Here is a 23,533-nt window from a genome sequence, read left to right as displayed (position 1 = left end):
TACAAATCCTGAAGCGCCATTGTGATATCCGACCGATAGCGGGAGATTGCAGCCATCCGCTGGCGGCATTTGACTTCCCCTTGGGTTCCGGGCGATCTGGGCCAACTTTGGCTGTGCCCGGCGTTTTGCACCCATGTCCCGTAAATCCTGGCTGATCCTTCCCCTTTGCCTGCCCCTGGTGGTGGGGCTGGCCGCTCTGGCACGTGCGCCGGCCGATCCCGATCTGGTGGTGCGCTATCTGCGCATTGGCGTGGTGGAAACCGGCGAGCGGGGCTTTGACATGGGCGCCTCCCTGGCCGCCATGCTGTCACGCCCGCCCGGAATGCCGGCCTGCGCCGATGATCGGGCCTGCGGCGTGCCCGGCATGGTGGCGCTGGCCCAGGCCCAGGCGCGCAGTGCCGATATCGTCGCCGACGTGGCAATGGGTCGCTTGGAAACCGGGCTGGTGCCGGCCGACCGTGTCTATGCCGCCCGCTGCCAGTCTGCCAACCCCGACAACATCACCATTCTGGGGGAAATGTATGACGAGGCGCTGCATGTGCTGGTGCGCGCCGATGCCGGGGCCGACAGCATTGCCGGGCTGAAGGGCAAGCGGGTGGCCATCGGCCCCGCCGGCAGCCCCGCCCGGCTGCTGGCCGACCGCACCCTGTCCGCCCACGGGCTGCGCCGTCAGGATATCCGTGCCGTGGAACTGGCGGGGGAAGAGGCGCTGGCAGCGCTGGCCGGCGGTCAAGTGGATGCGCTGTTCCGCATCGCCCCCGTCCCCGATGCCGCCCTGGCCGACCTGACCGCCCACGGTGACGCTCCGCAACTGCGCCTGTTGCCGGTGGCGGGGGAGGCGGCGGGCCGCCTGTCCGGCCTGCATCCGTTCGGTTCCGTCGGCCGCATCGGTGATGGGGTCTATCCCGGCATCCAGGGCGTGGATACATTGATGCAGCCGGTGGTCTGGATCGCCGGCCCGGCGGTGGACAAGGATCTGGCCCGCGCCCTGGGCCGCGCGCTGACCAGCACCCCCAACCGTGCCGCCCTGCAGAAGGGTGGCCGGGATGTGCCGTTGCTGCGGCCGGTGGCGCTGCGCATGTCGGCGCCGCTGCATCCGGGGCTGGACGGGTTCTACCGCGTGGACCCCATCACCATGGCCTGTCCGCGCGGTGGCCCGCGCTAGGGGGCCTGCCCGCACGGGTGGCCCGCGCTGAACTTGAAAAGGGTTAGGCATTGAGCGTTTTTCTGCCGCAGGAGATCATCCGCACCAAGCGTGATGGCGGTGCCTTGACAGCGGCCGAAATCGCCGCCTTCGTCACCGGCATCGCCGATGGCAGCGTGTCGGAGGGGCAGGCCGCCGCTTTCGCCATGGCCGTCTATCTGCGCGGCATGGAATTGCCCGAACGCATCGCCCTGCTGCGCGCCATGACGGCATCGGGAACCGTGCTGGACTGGCGGCCCGATGCCCTGCCCGGCCCGGTGCTGGACAAACATTCCACCGGCGGTGTCGGCGACAAGGTCAGCCTGATCCTGGCCCCCATCATCGCCGCCTGCGGTGGCTTTGTGCCGATGATTTCCGGGCGCGGGCTGGGCCATACCGGTGGCACGCTGGACAAGATGGACGCCATCCCCGGCTATGTCGGCCAGCCTGACACGCCCTTGCTGCGCCGGGTGGTGGCGTCGGTCGGCTGTGCCATTGTCGGCGCCACGGCGGACATCGCCCCGGCGGACCGGCGGCTTTATGCCATCCGCGATGTCACGGCGACGGTGGAAAGCATCGATCTGATCACCGCCTCCATCCTGTCCAAGAAGCTGGCCGCCGGCCTGCAGGGGCTGGTGCTGGATGTGAAATTCGGCTCCGGCGCCTTCATGCCCGAATATCCCCGCGCCGAAGGCCTAGCCCAGGCCCTGGTGCAGGCCGCCAGGGGGGCGGGCCTGCCCACCGTGGCGCTGCTGACCGATATGGATCAGGTGCTGGGCGACAGCGCCGGCAATGCGGTGGAGGTGCGGGAATGCCTGACCCTGCTGACCGGCGGGGCCCGCGATGAACGGCTGTGGCAGGTGACGCGGGCGCAGGCCGCCGAACTGCTGTTGCTGGGCGGGCTGGTCGCCGATCTGGCCGATGCCGAAACCAAGGTTACCCAAGCACTGGACAGCGGGGCCGCCGCGGAGCGTTTCGCCCGCATGGTGGCGGCTCTGGGTGGCCCGGCCGACCTGCTGGAACGGCCCGATGCCTATCTGGCCCAGGCCCCGGTGACCCTGCCGGTCTGGCCCTTGGAAGATGGTTTCCTGGCGGCCCAGGATGTGCGCGCCATCGGGCTGGCCCTGGTGGGGCTGGGTGGCGGGCGGGTGCGACCCAGCGATGGTATTGATGCGGCCGTCGGCCTGACCAACATGGCCCCGTTGGGGTCTGTTGTGGGGCGGCAGGCAGGTCGCCCGCTCGCCCTGATCCACGCGCGCAGCGCCGATGCAGCGGCGGAGGCCGCCAGCGCCATTGCCAAAGCCTGCCGGATTTCCCATACCATCGTCACCAACCGGGCACCGGTCGCCGGCCGCATCGGCTGAGCACCGAAAAGCCCCGCAGAACATTCCAGGGAAATGACCGCCACCATGATCAAGATCGTCCGCGCCAAGTTCCACGGTATCCGCGTCACCGGCGCCGATCTGAACTATCACGGCTCCATCACGCTGGACCCGGAACAATGCGCGCTGGCCGGCATCTATCCGCTGGAATTCGTGGAGATCTGGAACAAGAGCAGCGGCGCCCGCATCTCCACATATGTGATTTTCGGGGAGCCGGGCTCCAAGGCCTGTGTGCTGAACGGTGCGGCTGCCCGCACCTGCCAGAAGGGGGACGAGGTGATCATCGCTGCTTCTGCCAGCATCACCCCGGACCAGCTTTACAGCATCAAGCCCAAGGTGCTGACCTTCCATGCCGATAACAGCGTGGACCGGGTGCTGGAATATGATGTGTTCAAGGGCCCGGAGCGCGATTTCGATTTCCGCACCCTGGACATCACCGATGGCCGCGACGCGGCGGTGGAACTCCAGGTGCCGATCAAGAATTGACGGGGGTTGGGGGCGCTCTGAAACGATCCGGCTTTTCCCGCGACTGAGCGTTTATCGGCATCAGATTGAGGCATCCCCCACCGTCACCCCGGCGCAGGCCGGGGTCCAGAATCAAGGGCACCATGCTCTACGAAACTGGACCCCGGCCTGCGCCGGGGTGACGGGAGTGAGCCCCATTCCGGCTCTATTTAAACCAGACACCCCTCACCGCATAATCCCGCTCTCAATAATCCCATCGATGACGAACTGACAGGCCAGTGCCGTCAGCAGGATGCCCAGCACCCGGTTGATCACATTGATCCCGGTCACACCCAGCAGCTTGGACACCTCGCCCGCGAACAGCAGGCAGACCAGGGTAGACAGCAGCACCAGCGCCAGCACCCCCAGCACCGCCACCTGCATCAGCGGGTCACCCTGGGCGCGGCCCATCAGCAGCACGGTGGAGGTCATGGCCCCCGGCCCGGCGATCAGCGGAATGGCCAGCGGGAAGACCGAGATATCGGCGCGGTGCCGCGCCTCCTGCTTTTCATCTTCCGTGGCGGTGCGCAGGCCACTTTCGCGGGCGAACACCATTTCAATGGCCACCAGCAACAGCAGAATACCGCCAGCAATGCGGAAGGCCGCCGTGCTGATGCCCAGCGATTTCAGCAACAGGTCGCCGACAAAGGCGAAACCGAACAGCAGGATGGTGCCGATGGTCACGCCCTTGATGGCCGTGCGGCGGCGCAGCCGGGCATCCATGCCCGCCGACAGGCCGGCAAACATCGGCCCCAACCCGATCGGATCGATGGTGACAAAGAAGGCGATAAAGGTGGAAAGCAGGAAGTCGGACGACATTTTCAGGGGCACCAAGGCTTAAAACGCTGCTGTAACGCCAAGCCCCCCACCCTGTCCACCCACCGGACAAGCAGCCGTCCCATGCCCCGGCACCACCGCCATATCAGGCAGCAATCTATCGCATGACAAGTTATCCACAGCAAATTCATCAATGGATGAATTGTTGGCACTGTGTCAGATTGACAGGGTGCGGACCTGAGCATATCCCCATCCATGGCAGGTGGGTGGTAGAATGCCCGCGCAGCCGCAACCCGATGAATTGACCGGGCCAACGATAGGGAGGCCGACAGGAGATCCGATGAGCAAGAAGGTCTATCCTGATGCCGTCGCCGCCTTGGCGGGCGTATTGCGCGACGACATGACCATCATGGCCGGGGGCTTCGGCCTGTGCGGCATTCCCGAAAACCTGATCGCCGCCATCAAACTGTCGAGCGTGAAGGGCTTGACGGTGATTTCCAACAATGCCGGCGTCGATGGCTTCGGCCTGGGCCAGTTGCTGGAAACCAAGCAGGTGCGCAAAATGGTCTCCTCCTATGTGGGGGAGAACAAGCTGTTCGCGCAGCAATATCTGTCGGGTGAGCTGGAGCTGGAATTCAATCCGCAGGGCACGCTGGCCGAACGCATCCGCGCCGGCGGGGCTGGCATCCCCGCCTTCTTCACCAAGACGGGTGTGGGCACCCTGGTGGCGGAAGGCAAGGAACTGCGCCAGTTTGATGGCGAAACCTATGTGATGGAAAGCTGGCTGCGCGCCGATCTGGCCATCGTGAAGGCCTGGAAGGGCGACACGGAAGGCAACCTGATCTATCGGAAAACGGCGCGCAACTTCAACCCGATGATGGCCATGGCCGGCAAGATCACCGTGGCGGAGGTGGAGCAACTGGTCAATGTCGGCACCATCGACCCGGACCATGTGCATACGCCGGGCATTTTCGTGCAGCGCATCATCGAGGGCAGCCACGAGAAGCGCATCGAACAGCGCACAACGCGCAAGCGCGATTAACCCGATGCCCGCCCTGGCGGGCGTCGGGTAGGCCGGCGACTGCCGGCCCGCGCCACGTGGCGCGCAAGCCAAGGGCGCGGATGCGCCCGCCCGGCGCCTGAGGGAACAAGGACCAAGGAGACAGTAAGATGGCTTGGACCCGCGATGAAATGGCCGCCCGCGCTGCGAAGGAACTGCGCGACGGTTTTTATGTCAATCTGGGCATCGGTATCCCGACCCTGGTGGCGAACTATATCCCGGCCGGGATGCATGTCACCCTGCAGTCGGAAAATGGCATGTTGGGCATGGGCCCCTTCCCGTTTGAGGGGGAAGAGGATGCCGACCTGATCAATGCCGGCAAGCAGACCATCACCGAGCTGCCCTATAGCAGCTATTTCAGCAGCGCCGACAGCTTCGCCATGATCCGTGGCGGCCATATCGACCTGTCGGTGCTGGGTGCCATGCAGGTGGCCGCCAATGGCGATCTGGCTAACTGGATGATCCCCGGCAAGATGGTCAAGGGCATGGGCGGCGCCATGGATCTGGTGGCCGGCGTGAAGAAGGTGGTGGTGGTGATGGAACATTGCGCCGTCGACAAAAAGACGGGCGCCTTGGAACCCAAGCTGCTGAAAGCCTGCAACCTGCCGCTGACCGGTACCCGCGTGGTTGATCTGGTGGTGACCGACCTGGGCGTGTTCAGCATCGACAAGCATGGCCATGGCAAGCCGACCCTGATCGAACTGGCCCCCGGCGTGACGCTGGAGGAAATCAAGAGCAAGACGGAAGCCGAATTCGACGTGGCGGAAAGCCTGTTCGCGGCCTGACGGCAACAACCCCCGGCGCCGGATCGTCCCCGCCGGGGGTCACTTTCCCTGTCTCTTTGGCGTTACACCACAGCCCTGCACATGAACAGGGTGGCCCCCCGCCGATAGCTGTGTTAAGCAGCCGACTTCGTCAAAGGGCAGAATCCATCACCCCGATGCACTTCCTTGAATTTGAAAAGCCGATCGCGGAACTGGAATCCAAGATCGAGGAACTGCGCCATCTGGCCGATGGCGGCGACCTGAACATCGCCGACGAGGTCAAGAAGCTGCAGGACAAGGTGGACAAGCTGCTGCGCTCCACCTACGCCAAGCTGACCCCGGCGCAGAAGGTGCAGGTGGCCCGCCACCCGAACCGGCCGCATTGCCTGGATTACATCAACGCGCTGATCAGCGATTTCACGCCCCTGGCCGGTGACCGGCTGTTCGGCGAAGATCGCGCCATTGTCGGCGGGCTGGGCCGTTTCCGGGGCCGTTCCGTGGTCGTGATCGGCCAGGAAAAGGGCAACGACACCGAAAGCCGCGTGCGGCACAATTTCGGCATGGCCAAGCCCGAAGGCTATCGCAAGGCCCAGCGCCTGATGCAGATGGCCGACCGCTTCCATCTGCCGGTGATCTCCCTGGTTGATACGGCCGGTGCCTTCCCCGGCGTTTCGGCGGAGGAGCGTGGCCAGGCGGAAGCCATCGCCAAATCGATTGAAACCTGTCTGCGCCTGAAGGTGCCGATGGTGTCCACCATCATTGGTGAGGGCGGGTCCGGCGGGGCCATCGCCATTGCCGCCGCCGACCGCGTGCTGATGCTGGAACATTCGATCTATTCGGTGATCTCGCCCGAGGGCTGTGCCGGTATCCTGTGGCGGTCCGCCGCCAATGCCGCCGATGCCGCCCAGGCCCTGCGCCTGACCGCGCAGGATCTGAAGGATCTGGCCGTCATTGACCGTGTGGTGCAGGAACCCATCGGCGGTGCCCATCGCCGCCGGGAAGAAACCATTCACGCGCTGGGCAATGCCATTGAAGACGCGTTGGAAGGGCTGCGCGGGGTGGACGGCGGCACGTTGCGCCATAACCGCCGCCAGAAATTCCTGGATATGGGTCAGAAGGGCCTGAGCTGATCCGGTAACGGGCCGGCTGTGGACTCAAGCGGCCGATTCGGTTATAGTTGGAAGCAGGTGGAACGGTATTGCGAGTACCGTTCCACCCACTCCTAGGCCCGACCCACGCTGATGACGACGTGCAACACACGCCGCCGCCAGACGGGGATCCGGAGCACCAGGAGCCACGACATTTTACCCATGTCGTCACCTCCGAGTACGGCGGACCGGCCTATTCCGGTCCGCCGTTTTCATTTCTGCATGACATAAAAGAGAAAGCCAACTGGGTTTCCCGTTGAAGGGGGGTGCTGGCTGGAACGGGCTGGCTGTGGACTCAAACAGCCGATTCGGCTATTGTCCGAGGCAGGCGGGACGGTACTTGTATATCGTCCCGCCCGCTCTTAGGTCCGACCCGCGCTGATGAAGACGTGCAACACACGCCGCCGCCAGACGGGGATACGGAGCACCAGGAACCATGGCATTTTCGTCATATTTTTATCCTTTATTTGGATGAGTACAGCTAGCGGTCCATTCCGGTCCGCCGTTTTCATTTGTGCCCAAGAGCGTTAGACACTTCTATCGAGAACGAATTATTGACAACTCACTAACTGTGATGGCCCTACCCCGGAAAGCGCAGGCTGACGCGCAGGCCGGGCTGCTCCATGCCGGGGCGGTGATCGTCCAGCAGCAGGTCGGCATCATGCAGCCGGGCGACAGCCGCCACCAGTGACAGGCCCAGCCCATGGCCTGGCGTGCCGCGATGCGCCTCCAGCCGGACAAAGCGTTCCAGCACCTTGTCCCGCTGGTCGGCGGGGATGCCGGGGCCGTCATCAGCCACGCTCAACAGCGGTCGCCCGCTGGCCAGATCATGGCCGGCCGCCACCTGCACATGCCCGCCGGGGCTGGCGTACTTCACGGCATTTTCCACCAGATTGCTGGCCAGTTGGGCCAGCAATTGCCGGCTGCCGCTGACACTGACCGGATCGGCATTGGCCAGTTCCAGGGTCAGGCCCTTTTCCTCCGCCAGCGGCTCGTACAGTTCCGCCACTTCCGCCACCAGGGCGGACAGGTCCACCGGCTCGAAATCCGCCCGCGCCCGGCCGGTTTCCGCCGCCGCGATGGTCAGGATGGCGTTGAACACGCCCAGCAGCCGGTCGATCTCGCCAATCGCCTGCTCCAGCGTGGCCGCCTGGGCATCCGGCAGGTCGGGTTCCAGTTGCGCCAGTTCCAGCCGGGCGCGCAGGCGGGACAAGGGGGTGCGCAGATCATGCGCCACATTGTCGGTCACCTGCCGCATCCCCAGCATCAGCCGCGCAATCTCATCCAACATGCGGTTCAGCTTGGTGACCAGCCGGTCGATCTCATCGCCTGATCCGGTCACCTCCAGCCGGTCGGCGAAGGAACCGGCGGTGATGCGGTCGATGGTGCGGTTGATCTTCTCCACCCGCTCCGCCACCCGCCGGCTCATATAGACCGCACCAATGACGCCGATGACCAGCGCCAGCGAGACGGCCCAGATCATGCCCAGCAGAATCTGGCCGCGCAGCAGGTAACGGTCGGTCATGTCATGCCCGACCAGCAGCCAGCCCAGATCATGCACCGGCAGGATGATGGCAACGGCAGAGCGTTTGCGCCCCGGCTCCCCCCGATTCTTGATGTCGAATTCGATCCAGCCGGCGGCCGTATTGGGCAACGGCCAATTGGCCAGATTGCCGGCGATGATCTCCCCCGTCGGGCTGGCGACGGCATAGATCATGTCGGTGCGGTGGTCCCCTGCCCGCTCCGAAATCAGCCGCAGCAGGCCGATCCGCCCGCGATCATTCATCGCGTTGGACAGTTCCTGCACTTCCCGCAGCACGGTTTCTTCCGTGTGGCGGTTGATGAAGCCGGCCGTGAACCAATAGACCACGGCCAGCACCACCACCACCGACAGGATGAACAGCCCCATATGGAAGGCTGCCAGCCGGAAGGTGGTGGTGCGCAGAAAGCTAAACCGGCTCACGCAGCGAATATCCCGCACCACGGACGGTATGGATCAGCGGCACTTCATGATCCTTGTCGATCTTCTGGCGCAGCCGGGCGATATGCACATCGATCACATTGGTCTGCGGGTCAAAATGATAATCCCAGACATTTTCCAGCAGCATGGTGCGTGTGACCACATTGCCGGCATTGCGCAACAGATATTCCAGCAACTGGAATTCGCGCGGCAGCAGGTCCACCGGCTTGCCAGCGCGCTTCACCGTGCGGGCCAGCAAATCCATCTCCAGATCGGCGATCTGCAATTTGGTGACGGGGCCGCCGCTGCCGGTTCCCTTGGTGCGGCGCTGCATCACCTCCAGCCTGGCCAGCAGTTCGGCAAAGGCGAAGGGCTTGGTCAGGTAATCATCGGCCCCGGCTCGCAGACCCTTGACCCGGTCATCGACGGAGCCCAGCGCCGACAGCACCAGGGCCGGGGTGTCATTACCGGTGGCGCGCAGCACCTCCAGCAGCGACAGCCCGTCGCGGCCGGGCAGCATCCGGTCCACCACCAGCGCGTCATAGGGTTCTGAGGCGGCCAGGAACAGCCCGTCGCGGCCATTATCGGCATGATCGACCACATGCCCGGCCTCTTTCAGGCCCTTGGTCAGGTAATCGGCGGTAGCGCGGTCGTCTTCGATGACAAGGATCTTCATGATCGGACCAGTCTAGCCTCTCTGTCGTATGACGCCAACGTGATCTACTCACGGGCCAGATTCCCTGGCATACGGCGGCGACCGCCGCCGCGCGGCACGTGCCGCGTGAGCCAAGCCGCCGGAGGCGGCGCCCGGCGCCTGAGGGAACTTATATAAAGAAAAGGGCCGGGCGGTTGGGGAACCGCCCGGCCGCCAGGCAGGGGTAATGGGAATAGAGAGACAGGGATGGGCCGCCGGAAACGTTCGGGGTGGGGTGTGTTTCCGGCGGCGCCAGGATCGGGGGGCGAGGGGAAGTGGGGGACTGTGGGGTTGCCCGCCGATCCATGAGACCAACCTAACCCCGGCCCCGTGACAGCCCCCTTTCACGAACATGAACAAAGTTTCATCCAATCGGGCCTTGAAAACGGGCAGAACAAAACCCGGGGCAGCCACTGCCCGGATGACAGAATTTTCATCGGCCTGACAGATCGGCGTTGGCCACCTTCTGTCAGGATGCGTTCATCGAAATAGCCACCGCCGCCGGCCAGCGCCGGCCCTGATGGTGGCGTAACAAGAATGGAGCAGACAGATGACCGTCCGTAAGACCGGGGCTCTTCGGCGCAATATGGGCGCCGCCCTGTTGGCCGGCACCGCCCTGCTGGGCGGCTTTGTGCCAGCCTTCGCCCCCCAGGCCTTCGCAGCCCCGTCGGAAGTGATGGAAAAGGGCGGTGTCGCCGATCTGGTGGAGCGTGTGTCGCCCGCCGTCGTCACCATCACCGCCGCCAAGAACGCCCCCGACCGTCCGGTGATGCGCGACATGCCGCCGGGCTTTGAAGAATTCCTGCGCCGCTTCGGCGTGCCAGGATTGCCCGATGGCCAGGGCGGCGGCAATGGCGGCGGCGGCCGCGCCCCGCAGGCCCGCGCCTTGGGTTCCGGCTTTGTCTTTGACGCGTCAGGCTATGTCGCCACCAACCGCCATGTCATCGCCGATGCCGATGAGGTGACCGTCACCTTCCAGGATGGCACCGAACGCGCCGCCGAGATTGTTGGCGAGGATGAGCGTACCGATCTGGCCGTGCTGAAGGTGAAGGCCGACAAGCCGCTGGCTGCCCTGAAATTTGCCGACAGCGACAAGGTGCGCGTGGGCGATGTGGCGATTGCCGTCGGCAACCCGTTCGGCCTGGGCGGCACGGTAACCGCCGGCATCGTTTCGGCCCGCAGCCGCGCCATCGGCTCCGGCCCTTATGATGATTACCTGCAGCTGGATGCCTCCATCAACCGGGGCAATAGCGGCGGGCCGACCTTCAACATGGCCGGCGATATCATCGGCATCAACACGGCCATCTTCTCCCCCAATGGCGGTTCGGTCGGGATCGGCTTTGCCATCCCGTCCAACATGGCCAAGCCGGTGCTGGAGACACTGAAACAGAACGGCAAGATTGATCGGGGCTGGCTGGGCGTCAGCCTGCAGCCCATGACCAAGGAACTGGCCGACAGCCTGGGCCTGCCCAAGCCCGAAGGCGCCCTGATCGCCGGTGTGGAAGCGAAGAGCCCGGCGGAAAAGGGCGGGCTGAAGGCTGGTGACGTGGTGCTGTCCGCCGATGGCAAGCCGATGAAGGATACCCGCGATCTGGCCCGCCATGTCGGCATGGTCAATCCCGGTGCCAAGGTGGATCTGAGCGTCTGGCGCGATGGCAAGGCGCGTGATCTGAAGATCACCGTTGCCCAGGCCCCCGCCAGCCCCGACCAGCGCATCGCCCGTGGCGGTGCCGCCAAGGAGGAAGGCACAGAGGTGGCCGGCCTGAAACTGTCCAGCCTGAACGACCAGTGGCGGGAACGCCTGCAACTGGACGGGGATGTCAACGGCGTGGTGGTGCTGGATGTGCCGGGCGATGTGGAAGGGTTGCGGGCCGGCGACGTGATCCAGTCGGTGAACAACACGCCCGTTGCCAAGCCGGCCGATGTGTCGGCACAGGTGAGTGCCGCTGCCAAGGCCGGCCGCAAGAACGCCCTGATCCAGGTCCGCCGGGGCGATGCCAGCGCCTTCCTGACCATCCCGGTCAAGCCGGTCTGATCATTCGTTTCCTTCTGAAATGGAACGCCGTCGCCGGCCAAGCCGGCGGCGGCGTTTGCCTGTGTAATGCAACACAGCGTCAAGAAGACGGCACGGCTATAATACCGATATGAATCAGCCCCAAGGTGCAATGATGAATGGCGAAATCCGGCAACTGGCGGAACAGCTTCTGGAAAACGGTGAATCGGGACTATCCGAGAAGGAGCGGCGGGTGCTGGCCCGCATCGCCCATCGCCGCGCCATCAGCCGTAATGCCCGGGGGGAGTTCGAAGCCACGATGCCACTGGGCGACCGGATGGCCGATCAGGTGGCCCGGGTCGGCGGTTCCTGGGCCTTTGTTATCGGCTTCGGCATCTTCATGCTGGCCTGGATAGCGCTGAACGCGGCTTGGCTGGGTTTCGACTGGGATCCCTATCCCTATATCCTGCTGAATCTGATGCTATCCACCCTGGCGGCCCTGCAGGCCCCCATCATCATGATGTCGCAGAACCGCCAGGCCGCCAAGGACCGGGCGCAAGCCAATATGGATTACGAGATCAACCTGAAGGCCGAGCTGGAAATCATGGCCCTGCATGAAAAGCTGGACCGGATGCGCACCGATCAGGTGGAGCAGATGTTAAGCCAGCAGCAGGAGGAAATCGCCCTGCTGCGGGCGGCGGTGGAACGGTTGCATCTGGGGTGAGGGGGGGCCACGCCCCCCATTATACTTAACCCTGTGCCATCACCTTGCGGATCAGGGCCTTGGCTTCCTCGCTGTCCCAATGGGCACCGCCGGCCAGTCGACCGACCTCATTGCCCTTGGCATCCACCAGGATGGTCAGCGGCAGCCCTTCCTTCACGGGGAAGGCCTTCATGCTGGTCATTTTCTGGTCCAGATAGACCGGCAGATGCTGGATGCCTGCCTTCTCAAAGAAGGGCTTCACCACATTGATGCCGGCCCGGTCCACGGAAATGGCCACCACCTGGAACCGGTCGCCGCCCAATTCGCCCTGCAATTTATCCAGCGACGGCATTTCCTTGATGCAGGGGGCGCACCATGTCGCCCAGAGATTGACCAGCAACACCTTGCCCTTGAACCCGTCCCAGGCGATGGGCTGGCCATTGGCATCATTGACCGTCAGCGCCGGCAAAGCGGGCCGGTCGGGGCTGGGCACGAAGGGCCGGGATTCCCCCTGAAAGGCCGGCAGCGGGCCGGCGGATGTGGAATTTTCCGCCGCCAGGGCAGAGCCCCCCGCTAAGAGAATTGCTGTACCCGCAGCCACGATTGTTGCGATGCGTCGGAAAATCGCCATTCTGCCCTCTTGAAACCGTTGTGCGGGGGGCCGAACCATTTGGCCGCCCCGCGTGACAGAGTTCGTGTCATCGTCCCCCGACGTCAACCCCGGAAGCGACCGATCCCGATGTCTGACCAGAGCAAAGCCGCCCCGACCGCCGCCAATGCAGCCGATGCCAATGCGCTGTGGGGTGGGCGATTCGCCAGCGGCCCCGCCGCCATCATGCAGCAGATCAACGCCTCCATCGGCTTTGATCAGAAGCTGTGGGCGCAGGATATTGCCGGGTCCAAGGCCCATGCCACCATGCTGGCCTCTCGCGGGATCATCAGCGGCGCCGACCGTGATGCCATCCTGGCCGGGCTGGATCAGGTGGCCAAGGAAATCGCCGATGGCCAGTTCACCTTCACGGTGGAGAATGAGGATATCCACATGAATGTGGAATCCCGCCTGAAGGAGATTATCGGGGAACCGGCGGGCCGGCTGCACACGGCGCGTTCGCGTAATGATCAGGTGGCGACCGACTTCAAGCTGTGGGTGCGCGATGCGCTGGACCGGCTGGATGGCGACCTGAAGGCCTTGCAGGCGGCCCTGATCGACCGGGCGGAAGAATATTTCGACACGATCATGCCGGGCTTCACCCATTTGCAGACGGCCCAGCCGGTGACCTTCGGCCACCATCTGCTGGCCTATGTGGAAATGCTGGGCCGCGACCGTTCCCGCGCCCGCGATGCCCGCGCCCGTTTGAACGAATGTCCGTTGGGCAGTGCCGCCCTGGCCGGCACGCCCTATCCGATTGACCGCGACATGACGGCCGGCCTGCTGGGCTTCAACGGCCCCACCGCCAATTCGCTGGATGCCGTGTCCGACCGCGATTTCGCGCTGGAATATCTGGCGGTGGCCTCCATCGCCGGCACGCACCTGTCGCGGCTGGCGGAAGAGATTGTCATCTGGTGCACGACGCAGTTCCGCTTCATCCGCCTGTCCGATGCGTTCACCACCGGCAGCTCCATCATGCCGCAGAAGCGTAACCCGGATGCGGCCGAACTGGTGCGTGCCAAGGTGGGCCGCGTCATCGGTGCCTTGAACGGGCTGCTGATCGTGATGAAGGGGCTGCCGCTGGCCTATTCCAAGGATATGCAGGAAGACAAGGAACCGGTCTTCATGGCCGATGAGACCTTGGCCCTGTGTCTGGCCGCCACCACCGGCATGATCCGCGACATGGTGGCTGATCCGGCTTCCATGCGCCGCGCGGTGGAGGCGGGCTTCCCCACCGCCACCGATCTGGCCGACTGGCTGGTGCGCAGCCTGGGCATTCCCTTCCGCGACGCCCACCACATTACCGGCCGCATCGTGAAGCTGGCGGAACAGGCCGGCTGCGGCTTGGCCGATCTGCCGCTTGACCAGATGCAGGCGGTGCATCCCGGCATCAATGAAGGCGTCTACGCCGTGCTGACCCTGGAAGCCTCCGTCAATAGCCGCACCAGCTTTGGCGGCACCGCGCCGGAGCGGGTGAAGGCCGCCGTGGCGATGGCGAAGGCGCGGTTTTTGTGAGGGTTTGCTCCATAGGCGTTCGGGACAAGGGTTGAGTAATTAACCACCGTCACCCCGGCGAAGGCCGGGGTCCAGACTCAAAGGGCGCTGTGCTCTACGAACTGGACCCCGGCCTTCGCCGGGGTGACGGTGATGATGAAGTCAGCCGGCCTGATCGCTATCTCTCTTACGCCCCCAACCAGGAACCCGCCCATGCGCACCACCCTTATCCTCATCGCCCTGCTGGCGCTGGCCGGTTGCGGCATGAAACCCAACTTCCCCAAGGCGCCGCCGGGCAGCCCGCCGCCGCGCACCTATCCCGATCCGGCCACCGATCCCAAGCCGGCCAAAAGCCCGACCAACCCGTCCCAAGCCGACTGAGGTACTGCCGCAATGACCTGTTTCCCCACCCCCGGCTTCCATTATGTCGACGGCACCCTTCATGCCGAGGGCGTGGCGCTTTCCCGCATCGCGGCGGAGATCGGCACGCCCACCTATGTCTATACGACCGAAGGGTTGAAAGCGGCGTGGCGCGCCTATGCCGATGCCTTTGCCGGCCGGGATGTGGATATCTGCTACGCGCTGAAAGCCAATTCCAATCTGGCCGTCGTGCGCACCCTGGCCCAGTTGGGGGCGGGCGGTGATGTGGTGTCGTCGGGCGAAATGCACCGGGCACTGGCCGCCGGCATCCCGGCGGACAAGATCGTCTTTTCCGGCGTCGGCAAGACGCGGGAGGAACTGGCGGAGGCGCTGCGCGCCGGCATCCACCAGATCAATGTGGAAAGCCTGCCCGAACTGGACATGCTGTCCTCCGTGGCGGTGGAGCTGGGGGTTGAGGCCCCCATCGCCATCCGCATCAACCCGGATGTGGATGCCGAAACCCATGGCAAGATCGCCACGGGCCGCAAGGAAGACAAGTTCGGCATCGATTACGGCCATGCCTCTGCCGCCTATGCCAAGGCCATGGCCCTGCCGGGGCTGAACCCGGTGGGCATTGCCGTGCATATCGGTTCCCAATTGCTGAAGACGACGCCGTTCCGGCAGGCCTTTGGCAAGCTGGCCGGGCTGGTGCGGGAGCTGCAGGCCCAGGGCGTGCCGCTGTCCCGCATTGATCTGGGCGGCGGCCTCGGCGTGCCCTACAAGCCCGAGGATGCCAGCCCGGATTACCCGGCCTATGCCCAGGCCATCACCGATACGGTGGGCGATCTGGGCTGCCGAGTGACGCTGGAGCCGGGCCGGTCGCTGGTGGCCGCAGCCGGTCTGCTGCTGGTCCGCACCATCCATGTCAAGGAAGGGCTGCATCGCCGCTTCCTGGTGGTGGATGGCGCCATGAACGACCTGATCCGCCCCGCCATGTATGAGGCATGGCACAGTGTGGTGCCGGTGGCCCAGCCCGCCGCCGATGCCGCCCTGGACCCGGTGGATATTGTCGGCCCGATCTGCGAGACGGGCGACACCTTTGCCCGCCAGCGGCCGATGCCGCCGGTGGCACCGGACGATCTGCTGGCCTTTTTGACGGCCGGTGCCTATGGCGCCGCCATGTCTTCGACATATAATTCCCGTCCATTGGTGGCAGAGGTGCTGGTATCCGGGGCGGAATATGCGGTCGTTCGCCGCCGCCCCAGCTTCCAGGAAAGCCTGTCGCTGGAAAAAATGCCGGAATGGCTCTCGCCGCGCGGCTGAAAAGCGCGGTAGGTTGTTTCGGTACGTAATAAGGGGCTGTCGGTGCCAAACCGGCAGCCCATGACAGCCGGATCGAAATGGACCGTCGCCCCGAAGAGAAAAAGGCCGCCAGCATCACGCGCACGCCCGCAAAGGCCCCGCGCGATCCGGCGGCCCGCCGCCTGCGTCTGGCCCGGCTGGTGCTGGATGCGGAGGCTTTGTGGCGCGGCCTCTGGCGGCCTTTGACGGCGGGCGGCCTGTTCCTGGCGCTGGCCTGGATGGGCCTGTTCATCGCCATGCCGGCCTGGCTGCACGCAATGATGCTGCTGGGCACGCTGGGCGGCATCGGCTGGCTGGGCTGGCGTGACCTGCGCGGGTTCCGCCCCGCGACGGTGGAGGAAGCGCGCCGCCGGCTGGAGCAGGACAGCGCCCTGCCGCACCGGCCCCTGACCCAGTTGAATGACGGCATTGCCGGCGGGGCCGGCGACCCGCTGGCCCATGCCCTGTGGCGGGCCGCACAGGAACGCGCCCGCAAACAGGCGGCCCATACAAAGCTGGGCGCCCCCCGCCCGGTGGTGACGGCGCGCGACCCCTGGGGCCTGCGCGCCATCCCCGTGCTGTTGCTGGCCGTGGGTGCCACGCTGGGCTGGGGGGAACTGGGCAGCCGCTTCACATCCGCCCTGTTGCCCAGTGTCGGCCTGTCGCAGATCGGCGTGCCCACCACGCTGGATGCCTGGGTGAAACCGCCCGATTATACCGGCCAGCCGCCGATCTTTCTGACCCGCCAGAAACCGGCCGATGGCGGGGAGCCGGGGCCGGTGGCGCTGCCGCAGGGCAGCACCTTCACCGCCCGGCTGACCGGCGGCTATGGCACGCCCAAGCTGAAGGTCAATGGGGAGGAAGTGCCGTTCCAGCCGGTGGCCGGTGGTGGCTGGCAGGTGGAACAGGCCGTCCGGGAGGGCGAGCGCATTGCCATCCGGCAGGCCGGGCGGGAGGTGGCGGGCTGGGATATCCAGGTGGTGCCCGATACGGGCCCCGGCATCGCCTTCCGCACCCCGCCCTCGGTAACGGAACGTCAGGCCGTGCGGCTGGATTATACGGCCGCCGATGATTACGGCATCACCAGCGTCACCGCCACGGCGACGCTGGACAGCGACGATATCGCCCCCACCATCGATCGCACCCCCATCGACATCACCCTGCCCGTGCCGGCCCGCAACAAACGGGAAGTCTCCGGCGTGGCGTATGAGGATTTGACCGGCCATCCCTGGGCCGGGCTGCCGGTACAGATTCGCCTGCGCGCCCAGGATGGCGCTGGGCAGACGGGGCAGAGCAGTGAGCGCAAGCTGGTGCTGCCGGAACGGGTGTTCAACCACCCGGTGGCCCGCGCCATCATCGACCAGCGCAAGGCGCTGATCCAGGCCGGCGACGCCGCCCGCCCCATGGCGGCGCGGGAGTTGAACGAGATTTCTGCCCGCCCCGGTGCCTATAATGGCGACCCGGTCGCCTTCATGGGGCTGCGCGCCGCCATTGCCCGGCTGATGCTGAACCAGTCGCCCGGCGCGCTGCCCAGCACCGTGGCCCTGCTGTGGGATGTGGCGCTGCGGATTGAAGATGGCGGCGTGGCGCTCAGCGAACGCGACCTGCGCAGCGCCCAGCAGGAATTGATGGAGGCACTGGACCGCAACGCCTCTGACGCAGAGGTGGAACAGGCCATGCAGCGCCTGGAACAGGCGATGCAGCAATTCATGGATGCGCTGGAACGCCAGGCGCTGGAACAGGCCCGCAACGGCCAGCCCCCGCCGCAAGCCCAGGCCCCCACCGATCCCAACACCCAGGTGATGAGCCGGGAGGATGTGGAACGGATGGTGCAGCAGATGCGCGACATGGCGCGGGCCGGCGGCCGGGAGGCGGCGCGGGAAATGCTGTCGCAATTGCAGCAGATGATGGAAAATCTGCAAAACGGCGCCCCGCCCCCGCCGCCGCAGACGGCGGAAGATGCCGCCCGCCAGCAGGCCATGCAGCAATTGTCGCAGAAGCTGCAGGATGTGCAGCGCCAGCAGCGCGAATTGCTGGATGAGACATTCCGGCAGGCACAGGAAGCCGCCCCGCCGGAACAGAATATGCAGATGCCGGGCTTCGGCCTGCCCAACCGCCAGGGCCGCCGCCCCAGCCCGCAGCAGGGGGAACAGGGCCAGCCCGGTGGCCAGCCACCCGGCCAGGGCGCGCAGGGCCAGGGCCAGGGAGCCGGCGATGCCGCCGCCCGGCAGCAGGCCCTGCGCCAGCAACTGGGCGAGGTGATGCGCCAGTTGGGGGAGATGGGCAACGGCCAGATACCCCAATCGCTGGGCGATGCCGAACGCGCGATGCGGGAGGCGCAGCAGGCCCTGGGCCAGGGCAATGCCGCCCAGGCCATCCCGTCACAAAACCAGGCCCTGCAGCAATTGCAGGAAACCCTGCAAGCCATGCAGCAGCAGATGGCCAACCAGCAGGGCCAATCCGGCGGCCAGCGCACCCAGACCGGCCGCCAGCAAGGCCGCGACCCGCTGGGCCGCCCCCTGCCCGGCAATGGCAATATGGGCGGCGAAGACGTGAAAATCCCCACCCAGGGCGATGTACAGCGCGCCCGCGAAATCCTGGAAGAACTGCGTCGGCGGGCGGGGGAACAGAACCGGCCGAAGCAGGAGCGGGATTATATTGACCGGTTGCTGAACCGGTTTAATGGGGGGTGAGTAAGAGTGCCTGATTGACCGAACACCTCAGGTGTGGAGGTCGCGGCTCTGGAGCACTTAAACTGCGATCAGGTGTAGCAGGAATTGTGGCTGAGTCGGGGTCGGATGCGGAGAGGTGGATTATAAGAGAGATTTGAGAATAGTGGCCACCCCCAACTTCGGTTGTCGATACGGTTTCCAGCAACATCCAGTTGCTCACGTTTTTGACCAGAATGGTCGCTCATATCAAGCATGAGCGCGGCTGATTTTTTCAATTTTTTTCATTTGAATTTATATATTTACCTGATCTATGCTTGCTTAATGGATGATACTTTCACCTGGGAGCGAGGACCGTTCGAGAAATGCCCGCGCTGCCTAGGGCAGACGTTTGGCTTACTTGGTGCTGGGCGTGATTTGATAACGCTTCGCTGTACAAAATGCCGATACAGCTACAATGAAGTGCTGCCAAAAGTCGATAAAGCGTGCATATATCTCGATCAATTCATGTTCAGTACCATCTTTAAGATCAAAGCTGGCGGTCAAGCTCCACCCGGTCATCGGGATTTCTATGAAGAGTTGATCCCACTCCTGCGCCGCGTCGTCCTACTGCAGCAGGCAATTTTGCCGCACTCGGACCTTCACTCCAACGAGACGATCGTCTTTCACGATCCACGCGGCTTGCGCGATGCGTATGAGGATATCGGAGGTGACGCCTCGTTGCATAACAGTGATGAAATCGAAATGCATCAGGTGCTCGCGTTCGCCCGAGCGTTCCGCGACGGCGGCGAACCCTTGCTTACGTTTACTCCCGACGCAATCCTGCACGGATCACGCAATGGCTGGTTGCCGGACATGCGTGTCAGCGTGAACACAGATTATTCGCAATTCGCGGATGGCATCCGTCGCAGCCGTGACGAGGGATTCGCCGCGTTGAAGGAGCTAGTCGCGGCCTGGACCAAAGAGAAACCACCTTTTCGTGAGATTCTTCGTCGTGAATCGCAATTTGGTCAGCATCGGCGCATGGCGCTCCTAAGTGTCATTCAGCGTATGGTAAATATCGGCACGGACGGTGACAGTATAGGCATGATTAATGCCACGCTGGCACCGGTCTGGAGGGAATTTCGTATGTTGTACAAATTTCTGGGCCAGGGCGCGTCTGAAGATGTAGCGATGTTGCGTGTCAGCACATTCTGGGATTGGCCGCGCCTACACGAGATGCCGTTCAATCGCATCTTCGCCTATTTATTCGCAGCATTCGGCAGACGAGTAACGATGGGGCAGCGAAAATTCACACGCGGGTTAATGACCGATTTCCGGGCTATCGCTGCATATGCACCTTATGTAGATGCAATGTTCGTCGATCGCGAGTGCGCGCTGCTGCTTGGTGAGGGCGAATTGCACCGCGACCTGCACTATCGCGCCCGCATCTACAGTTACGCAAATAAGGAGGAGTTTCTCGCCTATCTGCGCGAGCTCGAAGCCCGGGCGACAGGGGAAGTTCGAGGGTATGCCGGACGGATTTATGGCATCACGAGCCCACCCTAACCAACAATCATGTCAGAAAAATCGTGGTGCGCCCGGCAGGACTCGAACCTGCTGCCTCCAGTTTAGGAAACCGGCGCTCTATCCTGATGAGCTACGGACGCAAACCACGGGGGACGATATAGCGTCATTCGGCGGGGGACGAAAGGGTGAAACTGTCAAAAAATCACCCTTCCCTGCCGCAGCGGCGGCCCCGGCGTCACATCAGGCCGGCGCTTTTGAAACTGACATAGCGGCCGCCCTTGCCGATGATCACGTGGTCATGCACCACCACGCCCAGGGCCGTGGCGGCGGCCATGATCTGTTTGGTCATCTCAATATCCGCCCGGCTGGGCGTGGGGTCGCCGCTGGGGTGGTTGTGAACCAGGATGACCGCAGAGGCGCTGAGTTCCAGCGCCCGGCGCACCACCTCTCGCGGATAGACCGGCGTATGGTCCACCGTGCCGCGCTGTTGTACCTCGTCGGCGATCAGGGTGTTCTTGCGGTCCAGGAACAGCAGGCGGAACTGTTCCACCGGTTCATGCGCCATGGCCCCGGCGCAGTAATCCAGCAGCTTCTGCCAGGATGACAGGATGGGCTGGCCGATCACCTGTTGGCGCGCCATGCGCAACCCGATGGCCCCCACCACCCGCAAGGCGGCGATGATGCCATCGGAAAAGCCGAAGCGGGCCTTCAACTGTTCCGGGCTGGCCTGGGTGACGGCCCACAGGCTGCCGAACGCCGTCAGCAATTCCTTGGCCAGCGGCTTCACATCGCGGCGGGGAATGGCCTGGAACAGCAGCAGTTCCAGCAATTCATAATCCTGCAGCGCATCCGGCCCGGCAGACAGGAACCGTTCCCGCAGCCGGTCACGGTGGCCGTGATAATGCGGCTTTTCCGCCTCTGCCCCGGTATCGGCGGCGGGTGCTGCGGCCGGGTCCGGCGGGGGGGATTTGGCAGCGGCGGCGGATTTGGCGGGTTTCGCCTTGCGGCGGGCGGGGGCATCGCCGCCGCCGGCCAACATGCGGGCCAGCAGATCATCATCCGCTTCCACCGACGCGGCCATCGCCTCGCCCAGCGCACCCTGTTTGCCCGTCATGCGCAAAACCCCAGCTTGCCCGCCCCGCTGCATACTTGATTACAAGTGTCGGCGGGGACGGGCAAGGGGTCAGGTGTAAAAACTGCGCTGGTTACCCGGCGGAGGTGTAGGGCGGCTTGGTATAGCCGGCGGGGGACAGGGTGAAAATTTCAAACCCGTCCTTGGTGACGCCGATGGAATGTTCGAACTGGGCCGACAGGCTCTTGTCCCGCGTCACGGCGGTCCAGCCGTCCGACAGCACCTTCACGGCATAGCCGCCGGCATTGATCATCGGTTCGATGGTGAAGAACATGCCTTCTTCCAGCACCGCCCCCCGGCCCTTCTGGCCGTAATGCAGCACCGACGGCGCATCATGGAAGACGCGGCCCAGGCCATGGCCGCAGAAATCCCGCACCACGGAATAGCGGAAGCTTTCGGCATAGGACTGGATGGCAAAGCCGATATCGCCCAACGTGGCCCCCGGCTTCACCACGGAAATGCCGCGCATCATGGCATCATAGGTGACATCAACCAGCCGGCGCGCCTTCAGTGCCACATCGCCCACCAGATACATACGGCTGGTATCGCCGAACCAGCCATCAACGATGACGGTGACGTCGATATTGGTGATATCGCCGCTGACCAGCCGCTTGGGCCCTGGAATGCCGTGGCAGACGACATGGTTGATGGAGATGCAGGAGGCCTTGGTATAGCCCTTGTAGCCGACGGTGGCGGACGTGCCGCCATTGTCGATCACGTATTGCAGGATACGGTCGTCCAGCTCCTCCGTCACCGCACCGGGCACGACGAAGGGGGTGATATAATCCAGCGTCGCCGCCGCCAGACGGCCGGCGCGGCGCATCCCTTCGAAATCCTCCGGCTTGTGGATCTTGATGGGGCGCCGCTCTTCATAATCGTCGGCCATATCGCTGTCGGTCATCACGTCTGCTTGCTCTCTGCTATACCGAGGCCGGCTTTGCCCAGCCGGCCATCTTCCTTCTGCTGCGACCTTACACGCGCCGCGCCACCGCGTCCAACCCCCGCCAGGGCGGGAGGCGCCATGCGGCCAAGCGCAGGGCCGGGCAGCAGCCAGGGCAGGGCCATTTTCGATGAAACCGGCCGGCACCTGCGCTATGGTTCCGGCCATCATGACCGACGACCTGATCCTGCCGCCCCCGCCCGCCCCGCCGGAACCCTGCCGCATCTGCGGCAAGCCGGAAGACCTTTGCCTGTGCGCCGAGCTGGAGCCGGAGAAGACCCGGCTGCAACTGCTGATCCTGCAGCACCCGCAGGAACAGGATGTGGAGCTGGGTACGGCCCGTCTGCTGTCCGGGCAGATTGAAGGCTCGGTGGTGAAGGTCGGCCTGTCCTGGCCCTCCCTGTCCAAGGTGCTGGGCCGGCAGGTGGATCCCAAGCGCTGGGGCGTGCTGCATATGGGCAGCAAGGAAGAGGTGGCCAAAGTACCGCGCGGCGGCGTTGCCGTGTTCGGCCGCAAGGATGTGTCGCCGGAAAGCGACCTGATCCTGGCCGATCTGGAAGGCATTGTGCTGATCGACGGCACCTGGAGCCAGGCCAAGACCCTATGGTGGCGCAATGCCTGGCTGCTGAAGCTGCGGCGCATCGTCATCCATCCGGATTTCCGCTCCGCCTACGGCACCGTGCGCAAGGAACCGCGCCGCGAAAGCGTCTCCACCCTGGAGGCCGGTGCCTTCGTGCTGGGCAAGCTGGAAGGCGATCCCGGTTTGCAGGAACGGCTGCTGGAACCGTTTGAGGAATTGTTGAAGCGCTGGCGCAACCGCCGCCGCCGTCCCGGTGCCAAGCCCGCCCCGGTGGCTGAGGGCTGAGCGAGCCCTCAGAACGGCCCAAACGCCTGATAGAACAGGCCGACGCCCAGGAAGATCGCCAGCCAGAGGGCGATCTTCCATAATAATCCTTCACGCGGGAAGCTGCGTCCATTCCTGAACAGCAGGAAGGCCAGTACCATCAGGGAGGAGACAAGGGCGAGAATCTGGTTTTCAGTCATGCCATCGATGTGGGGTGCCCCCTGCCCCACATCAAGACGGGTAGCCCCCGTTCCTTGTCATTCCACGGCATAAGAGTTGCATAGAACCGGATATCCTCCCCGTCAGAACGGGGGTCCGGGACAAGGCCTTTATGGGGGAAGCCGCCGGATCAGCTGAATTCTCCCCCTTCCCTGCCAGGGTGTGGCCGGCAAAGCCTGCCCCCTGGTGATGGGCAAAATTTGCCCGG

21 protein-coding genes and 1 tRNA gene are annotated in these 23,533 nt (G+C 64.5%); 14 read left to right on the top strand and 8 right to left on the bottom strand.

All coding sequences use genetic code 11. From position 1 onward, the window contains the following. Window positions 1-133: 133 nt before the first annotated feature. From PCJ49_RS22495 to panD, 3 genes are read left to right on the top strand one after another with little or no spacing between them, the layout of a single operon-like run. Window positions 134-1,165, top strand: coding sequence for a TAXI family TRAP transporter solute-binding subunit (locus PCJ49_RS22495; protein WP_269912933.1), 1,032 nt, complete (start codon window positions 134-136; stop codon window positions 1,163-1,165). 50 nt (window positions 1,166-1,215) lie between these two features. After that, complete coding sequence (gene deoA / locus PCJ49_RS22490; RefSeq protein ID WP_269912932.1) at window positions 1,216-2,547, top strand: thymidine phosphorylase; 1,332 nt, start codon at window positions 1,216-1,218, stop codon at window positions 2,545-2,547. A 45-nt stretch (window positions 2,548-2,592) separates the two neighbouring features. After that, a complete protein-coding gene (gene panD / locus PCJ49_RS22485) occupies window positions 2,593-3,051 on the top strand; it encodes an aspartate 1-decarboxylase (protein ID WP_269912931.1) in 459 nt (152 codons plus the stop codon). A gap of 204 nt (window positions 3,052-3,255) precedes the next feature. Here panD and PCJ49_RS22480 read toward each other — a convergent pair whose 3' ends face one another. After that, complete coding sequence (locus PCJ49_RS22480; RefSeq protein WP_269912930.1) at window positions 3,256-3,888, bottom strand: MarC family protein; 633 nt, start codon at window positions 3,886-3,888, stop codon at window positions 3,256-3,258. Between the two features lie 298 nt (window positions 3,889-4,186). Here PCJ49_RS22480 and PCJ49_RS22475 point away from each other — a divergent pair, with 298 nt between their 5' ends. The 3 genes from PCJ49_RS22475 (at window position 4,187) to PCJ49_RS22465 (ending at window position 6,800) form a co-directional block, all read left to right on the top strand. Further along, window positions 4,187-4,888 carry a CoA transferase subunit A gene (locus PCJ49_RS22475; RefSeq protein ID WP_269912929.1) on the top strand — a complete coding sequence of 234 codons (702 nt, stop codon included), beginning with the start codon at window positions 4,187-4,189 and terminating at the stop codon, window positions 4,886-4,888. Window positions 4,889-5,016: 128 nt separating this feature from the next. Beyond that, the gene (locus tag PCJ49_RS22470) at window positions 5,017-5,691 is read left to right on the top strand and encodes a CoA transferase subunit B (RefSeq protein WP_089290238.1); all 675 of its coding nucleotides are present in this window, start codon (window positions 5,017-5,019) and stop codon (window positions 5,689-5,691) included. 155 nt (window positions 5,692-5,846) lie between these two features. Next, window positions 5,847-6,800, top strand: a complete 954-nt coding sequence (locus PCJ49_RS22465) for an acetyl-CoA carboxylase carboxyltransferase subunit alpha (protein ID WP_089290239.1) — start codon at window positions 5,847-5,849, stop codon at window positions 6,798-6,800. 598 nt (window positions 6,801-7,398) lie between these two features. Here the strand turns inward: PCJ49_RS22465 and PCJ49_RS22460 are convergent. Beyond that, on the bottom strand, window positions 7,399-8,781 hold the full coding sequence (locus tag PCJ49_RS22460) for a HAMP domain-containing sensor histidine kinase (protein WP_269912928.1): 1,383 nt from the start codon (window positions 8,779-8,781) through the stop codon (window positions 7,399-7,401). Continuing rightward, a complete protein-coding gene (locus tag PCJ49_RS22455) occupies window positions 8,768-9,454 on the bottom strand; it encodes a response regulator transcription factor (RefSeq protein WP_269912927.1) in 687 nt (228 codons plus the stop codon). The genes PCJ49_RS22460 and PCJ49_RS22455 overlap by 14 nt, the downstream gene beginning before the upstream one ends. A gap of 568 nt (window positions 9,455-10,022) precedes the next feature. Between PCJ49_RS22455 and PCJ49_RS22450 the strand changes: the two genes are divergently transcribed. Continuing rightward, window positions 10,023-11,507: a Do family serine endopeptidase gene (locus PCJ49_RS22450; protein ID WP_269912926.1), complete on the top strand. Its 1,485-nt coding sequence runs from the start codon at window positions 10,023-10,025 to the stop codon at window positions 11,505-11,507. Between the two features lie 109 nt (window positions 11,508-11,616). Then, on the top strand, window positions 11,617-12,189 hold the full coding sequence (locus PCJ49_RS22445; protein WP_269912925.1) for a DUF1003 domain-containing protein: 573 nt from the start codon (window positions 11,617-11,619) through the stop codon (window positions 12,187-12,189). Window positions 12,190-12,214: 25 nt separating this feature from the next. Here the strand turns inward: PCJ49_RS22445 and PCJ49_RS22440 are convergent, their stop codons facing one another. Then, window positions 12,215-12,799 carry a TlpA disulfide reductase family protein gene (locus tag PCJ49_RS22440; RefSeq protein ID WP_269912924.1) on the bottom strand — a complete coding sequence of 195 codons (585 nt, stop codon included), beginning with the start codon at window positions 12,797-12,799 and terminating at the stop codon, window positions 12,215-12,217. Between the two features lie 108 nt (window positions 12,800-12,907). On the opposite strand from PCJ49_RS22440, the gene argH reads away from it, so the two are divergent. The 5 genes from argH (at window position 12,908) to PCJ49_RS22415 (ending at window position 20,229) form a co-directional block, all read left to right on the top strand. Next, window positions 12,908-14,332 (top strand): argininosuccinate lyase, encoded by a 1,425-nt coding sequence (argH, locus tag PCJ49_RS22435; RefSeq protein ID WP_269912923.1) that lies wholly within the window; start codon window positions 12,908-12,910, stop codon window positions 14,330-14,332. 192 nt (window positions 14,333-14,524) lie between these two features. Beyond that, the gene (locus tag PCJ49_RS22430) at window positions 14,525-14,692 is read left to right on the top strand and encodes a hypothetical protein (protein WP_200819759.1); all 168 of its coding nucleotides are present in this window, start codon (window positions 14,525-14,527) and stop codon (window positions 14,690-14,692) included. A gap of 12 nt (window positions 14,693-14,704) precedes the next feature. Further along, the gene (lysA, locus tag PCJ49_RS22425; protein ID WP_269912922.1) at window positions 14,705-15,994 is read left to right on the top strand and encodes a diaminopimelate decarboxylase; all 1,290 of its coding nucleotides are present in this window, start codon (window positions 14,705-14,707) and stop codon (window positions 15,992-15,994) included. A gap of 77 nt (window positions 15,995-16,071) precedes the next feature. After that, window positions 16,072-18,705 carry a TIGR02302 family protein gene (locus PCJ49_RS22420; RefSeq protein WP_269912921.1) on the top strand — a complete coding sequence of 878 codons (2,634 nt, stop codon included), beginning with the start codon at window positions 16,072-16,074 and terminating at the stop codon, window positions 18,703-18,705. A 231-nt stretch (window positions 18,706-18,936) separates the two neighbouring features. Beyond that, complete coding sequence (locus PCJ49_RS22415) at window positions 18,937-20,229, top strand: hypothetical protein (protein WP_269912920.1); 1,293 nt, start codon at window positions 18,937-18,939, stop codon at window positions 20,227-20,229. 24 nt (window positions 20,230-20,253) lie between these two features. On the opposite strand, the gene PCJ49_RS22410 is transcribed toward PCJ49_RS22415, so the two are convergent. From PCJ49_RS22410 to map, 3 genes are all read right to left on the bottom strand, one after another. After that, window positions 20,254-20,330 (bottom strand) — tRNA-Arg (locus PCJ49_RS22410). A 95-nt stretch (window positions 20,331-20,425) separates the two neighbouring features. After that, window positions 20,426-21,304, bottom strand: coding sequence for a DNA repair protein RadC (radC, locus tag PCJ49_RS22405; RefSeq protein WP_269912919.1), 879 nt, complete (start codon window positions 21,302-21,304; stop codon window positions 20,426-20,428). 91 nt (window positions 21,305-21,395) lie between these two features. After that, window positions 21,396-22,223, bottom strand: a complete 828-nt coding sequence (map, locus tag PCJ49_RS22400; RefSeq protein ID WP_269912918.1) for a type I methionyl aminopeptidase — start codon at window positions 22,221-22,223, stop codon at window positions 21,396-21,398. A 208-nt stretch (window positions 22,224-22,431) separates the two neighbouring features. On the opposite strand from map, the gene PCJ49_RS22395 reads away from it, so the two are divergent. Beyond that, complete coding sequence (locus PCJ49_RS22395; protein WP_269912917.1) at window positions 22,432-23,127, top strand: tRNA-uridine aminocarboxypropyltransferase; 696 nt, start codon at window positions 22,432-22,434, stop codon at window positions 23,125-23,127. A gap of 8 nt (window positions 23,128-23,135) precedes the next feature. On the opposite strand, the gene PCJ49_RS22390 is transcribed toward PCJ49_RS22395, so the two are convergent. After that, entirely contained in the window at window positions 23,136-23,306 is a 171-nt protein-coding gene (locus PCJ49_RS22390) for a hypothetical protein (RefSeq protein WP_269912916.1), read from the bottom strand. Window positions 23,307-23,533: the final 227 nt, after the last annotated feature.

Origin of the sequence: Niveispirillum sp. BGYR6, assembly GCF_027568365.1 — a bacterium.
Classification (GTDB): domain Bacteria; phylum Pseudomonadota; class Alphaproteobacteria; order Azospirillales; family Azospirillaceae; genus Niveispirillum.
This window is presented reverse-complemented; position numbering and strand designations above follow the sequence as displayed.

Coding starts and splice junctions, on each gene's coding strand:
- PCJ49_RS22470 (WP_089290238.1), top strand. CDS start 5,017: ATGGCTTGGACCCGCGATGAAATGGCCGCCCGCGCTGCGAAGGAACTG.
- radC (WP_269912919.1), bottom strand. CDS start 21,304: ATGACGGGCAAACAGGGTGCGCTGGGCGAGGCGATGGCCGCGTCGGTG.
- PCJ49_RS22440 (WP_269912924.1), bottom strand. CDS start 12,799: ATGGCGATTTTCCGACGCATCGCAACAATCGTGGCTGCGGGTACAGCA.
- PCJ49_RS22395 (WP_269912917.1), top strand. CDS start 22,432: ATGACCGACGACCTGATCCTGCCGCCCCCGCCCGCCCCGCCGGAACCC.
- argH (WP_269912923.1), top strand. CDS start 12,908: ATGTCTGACCAGAGCAAAGCCGCCCCGACCGCCGCCAATGCAGCCGAT.
- PCJ49_RS22450 (WP_269912926.1), top strand. CDS start 10,023: ATGACCGTCCGTAAGACCGGGGCTCTTCGGCGCAATATGGGCGCCGCC.
- map (WP_269912918.1), bottom strand. CDS start 22,223: ATGACCGACAGCGATATGGCCGACGATTATGAAGAGCGGCGCCCCATC.
- panD (WP_269912931.1), top strand. CDS start 2,593: ATGATCAAGATCGTCCGCGCCAAGTTCCACGGTATCCGCGTCACCGGC.
- PCJ49_RS22465 (WP_089290239.1), top strand. CDS start 5,847: ATGCACTTCCTTGAATTTGAAAAGCCGATCGCGGAACTGGAATCCAAG.
- PCJ49_RS22415 (WP_269912920.1), top strand. CDS start 18,937: ATGAGCGCGGCTGATTTTTTCAATTTTTTTCATTTGAATTTATATATT.
- PCJ49_RS22420 (WP_269912921.1), top strand. CDS start 16,072: ATGGACCGTCGCCCCGAAGAGAAAAAGGCCGCCAGCATCACGCGCACG.
- PCJ49_RS22475 (WP_269912929.1), top strand. CDS start 4,187: ATGAGCAAGAAGGTCTATCCTGATGCCGTCGCCGCCTTGGCGGGCGTA.
- PCJ49_RS22390 (WP_269912916.1), bottom strand. CDS start 23,306: ATGACTGAAAACCAGATTCTCGCCCTTGTCTCCTCCCTGATGGTACTG.
- PCJ49_RS22495 (WP_269912933.1), top strand. CDS start 134: ATGTCCCGTAAATCCTGGCTGATCCTTCCCCTTTGCCTGCCCCTGGTG.
- lysA (WP_269912922.1), top strand. CDS start 14,705: ATGACCTGTTTCCCCACCCCCGGCTTCCATTATGTCGACGGCACCCTT.
- PCJ49_RS22480 (WP_269912930.1), bottom strand. CDS start 3,888: ATGTCGTCCGACTTCCTGCTTTCCACCTTTATCGCCTTCTTTGTCACC.
- PCJ49_RS22445 (WP_269912925.1), top strand. CDS start 11,617: ATGAATCAGCCCCAAGGTGCAATGATGAATGGCGAAATCCGGCAACTG.
- PCJ49_RS22430 (WP_200819759.1), top strand. CDS start 14,525: ATGCGCACCACCCTTATCCTCATCGCCCTGCTGGCGCTGGCCGGTTGC.
- PCJ49_RS22455 (WP_269912927.1), bottom strand. CDS start 9,454: ATGAAGATCCTTGTCATCGAAGACGACCGCGCTACCGCCGATTACCTG.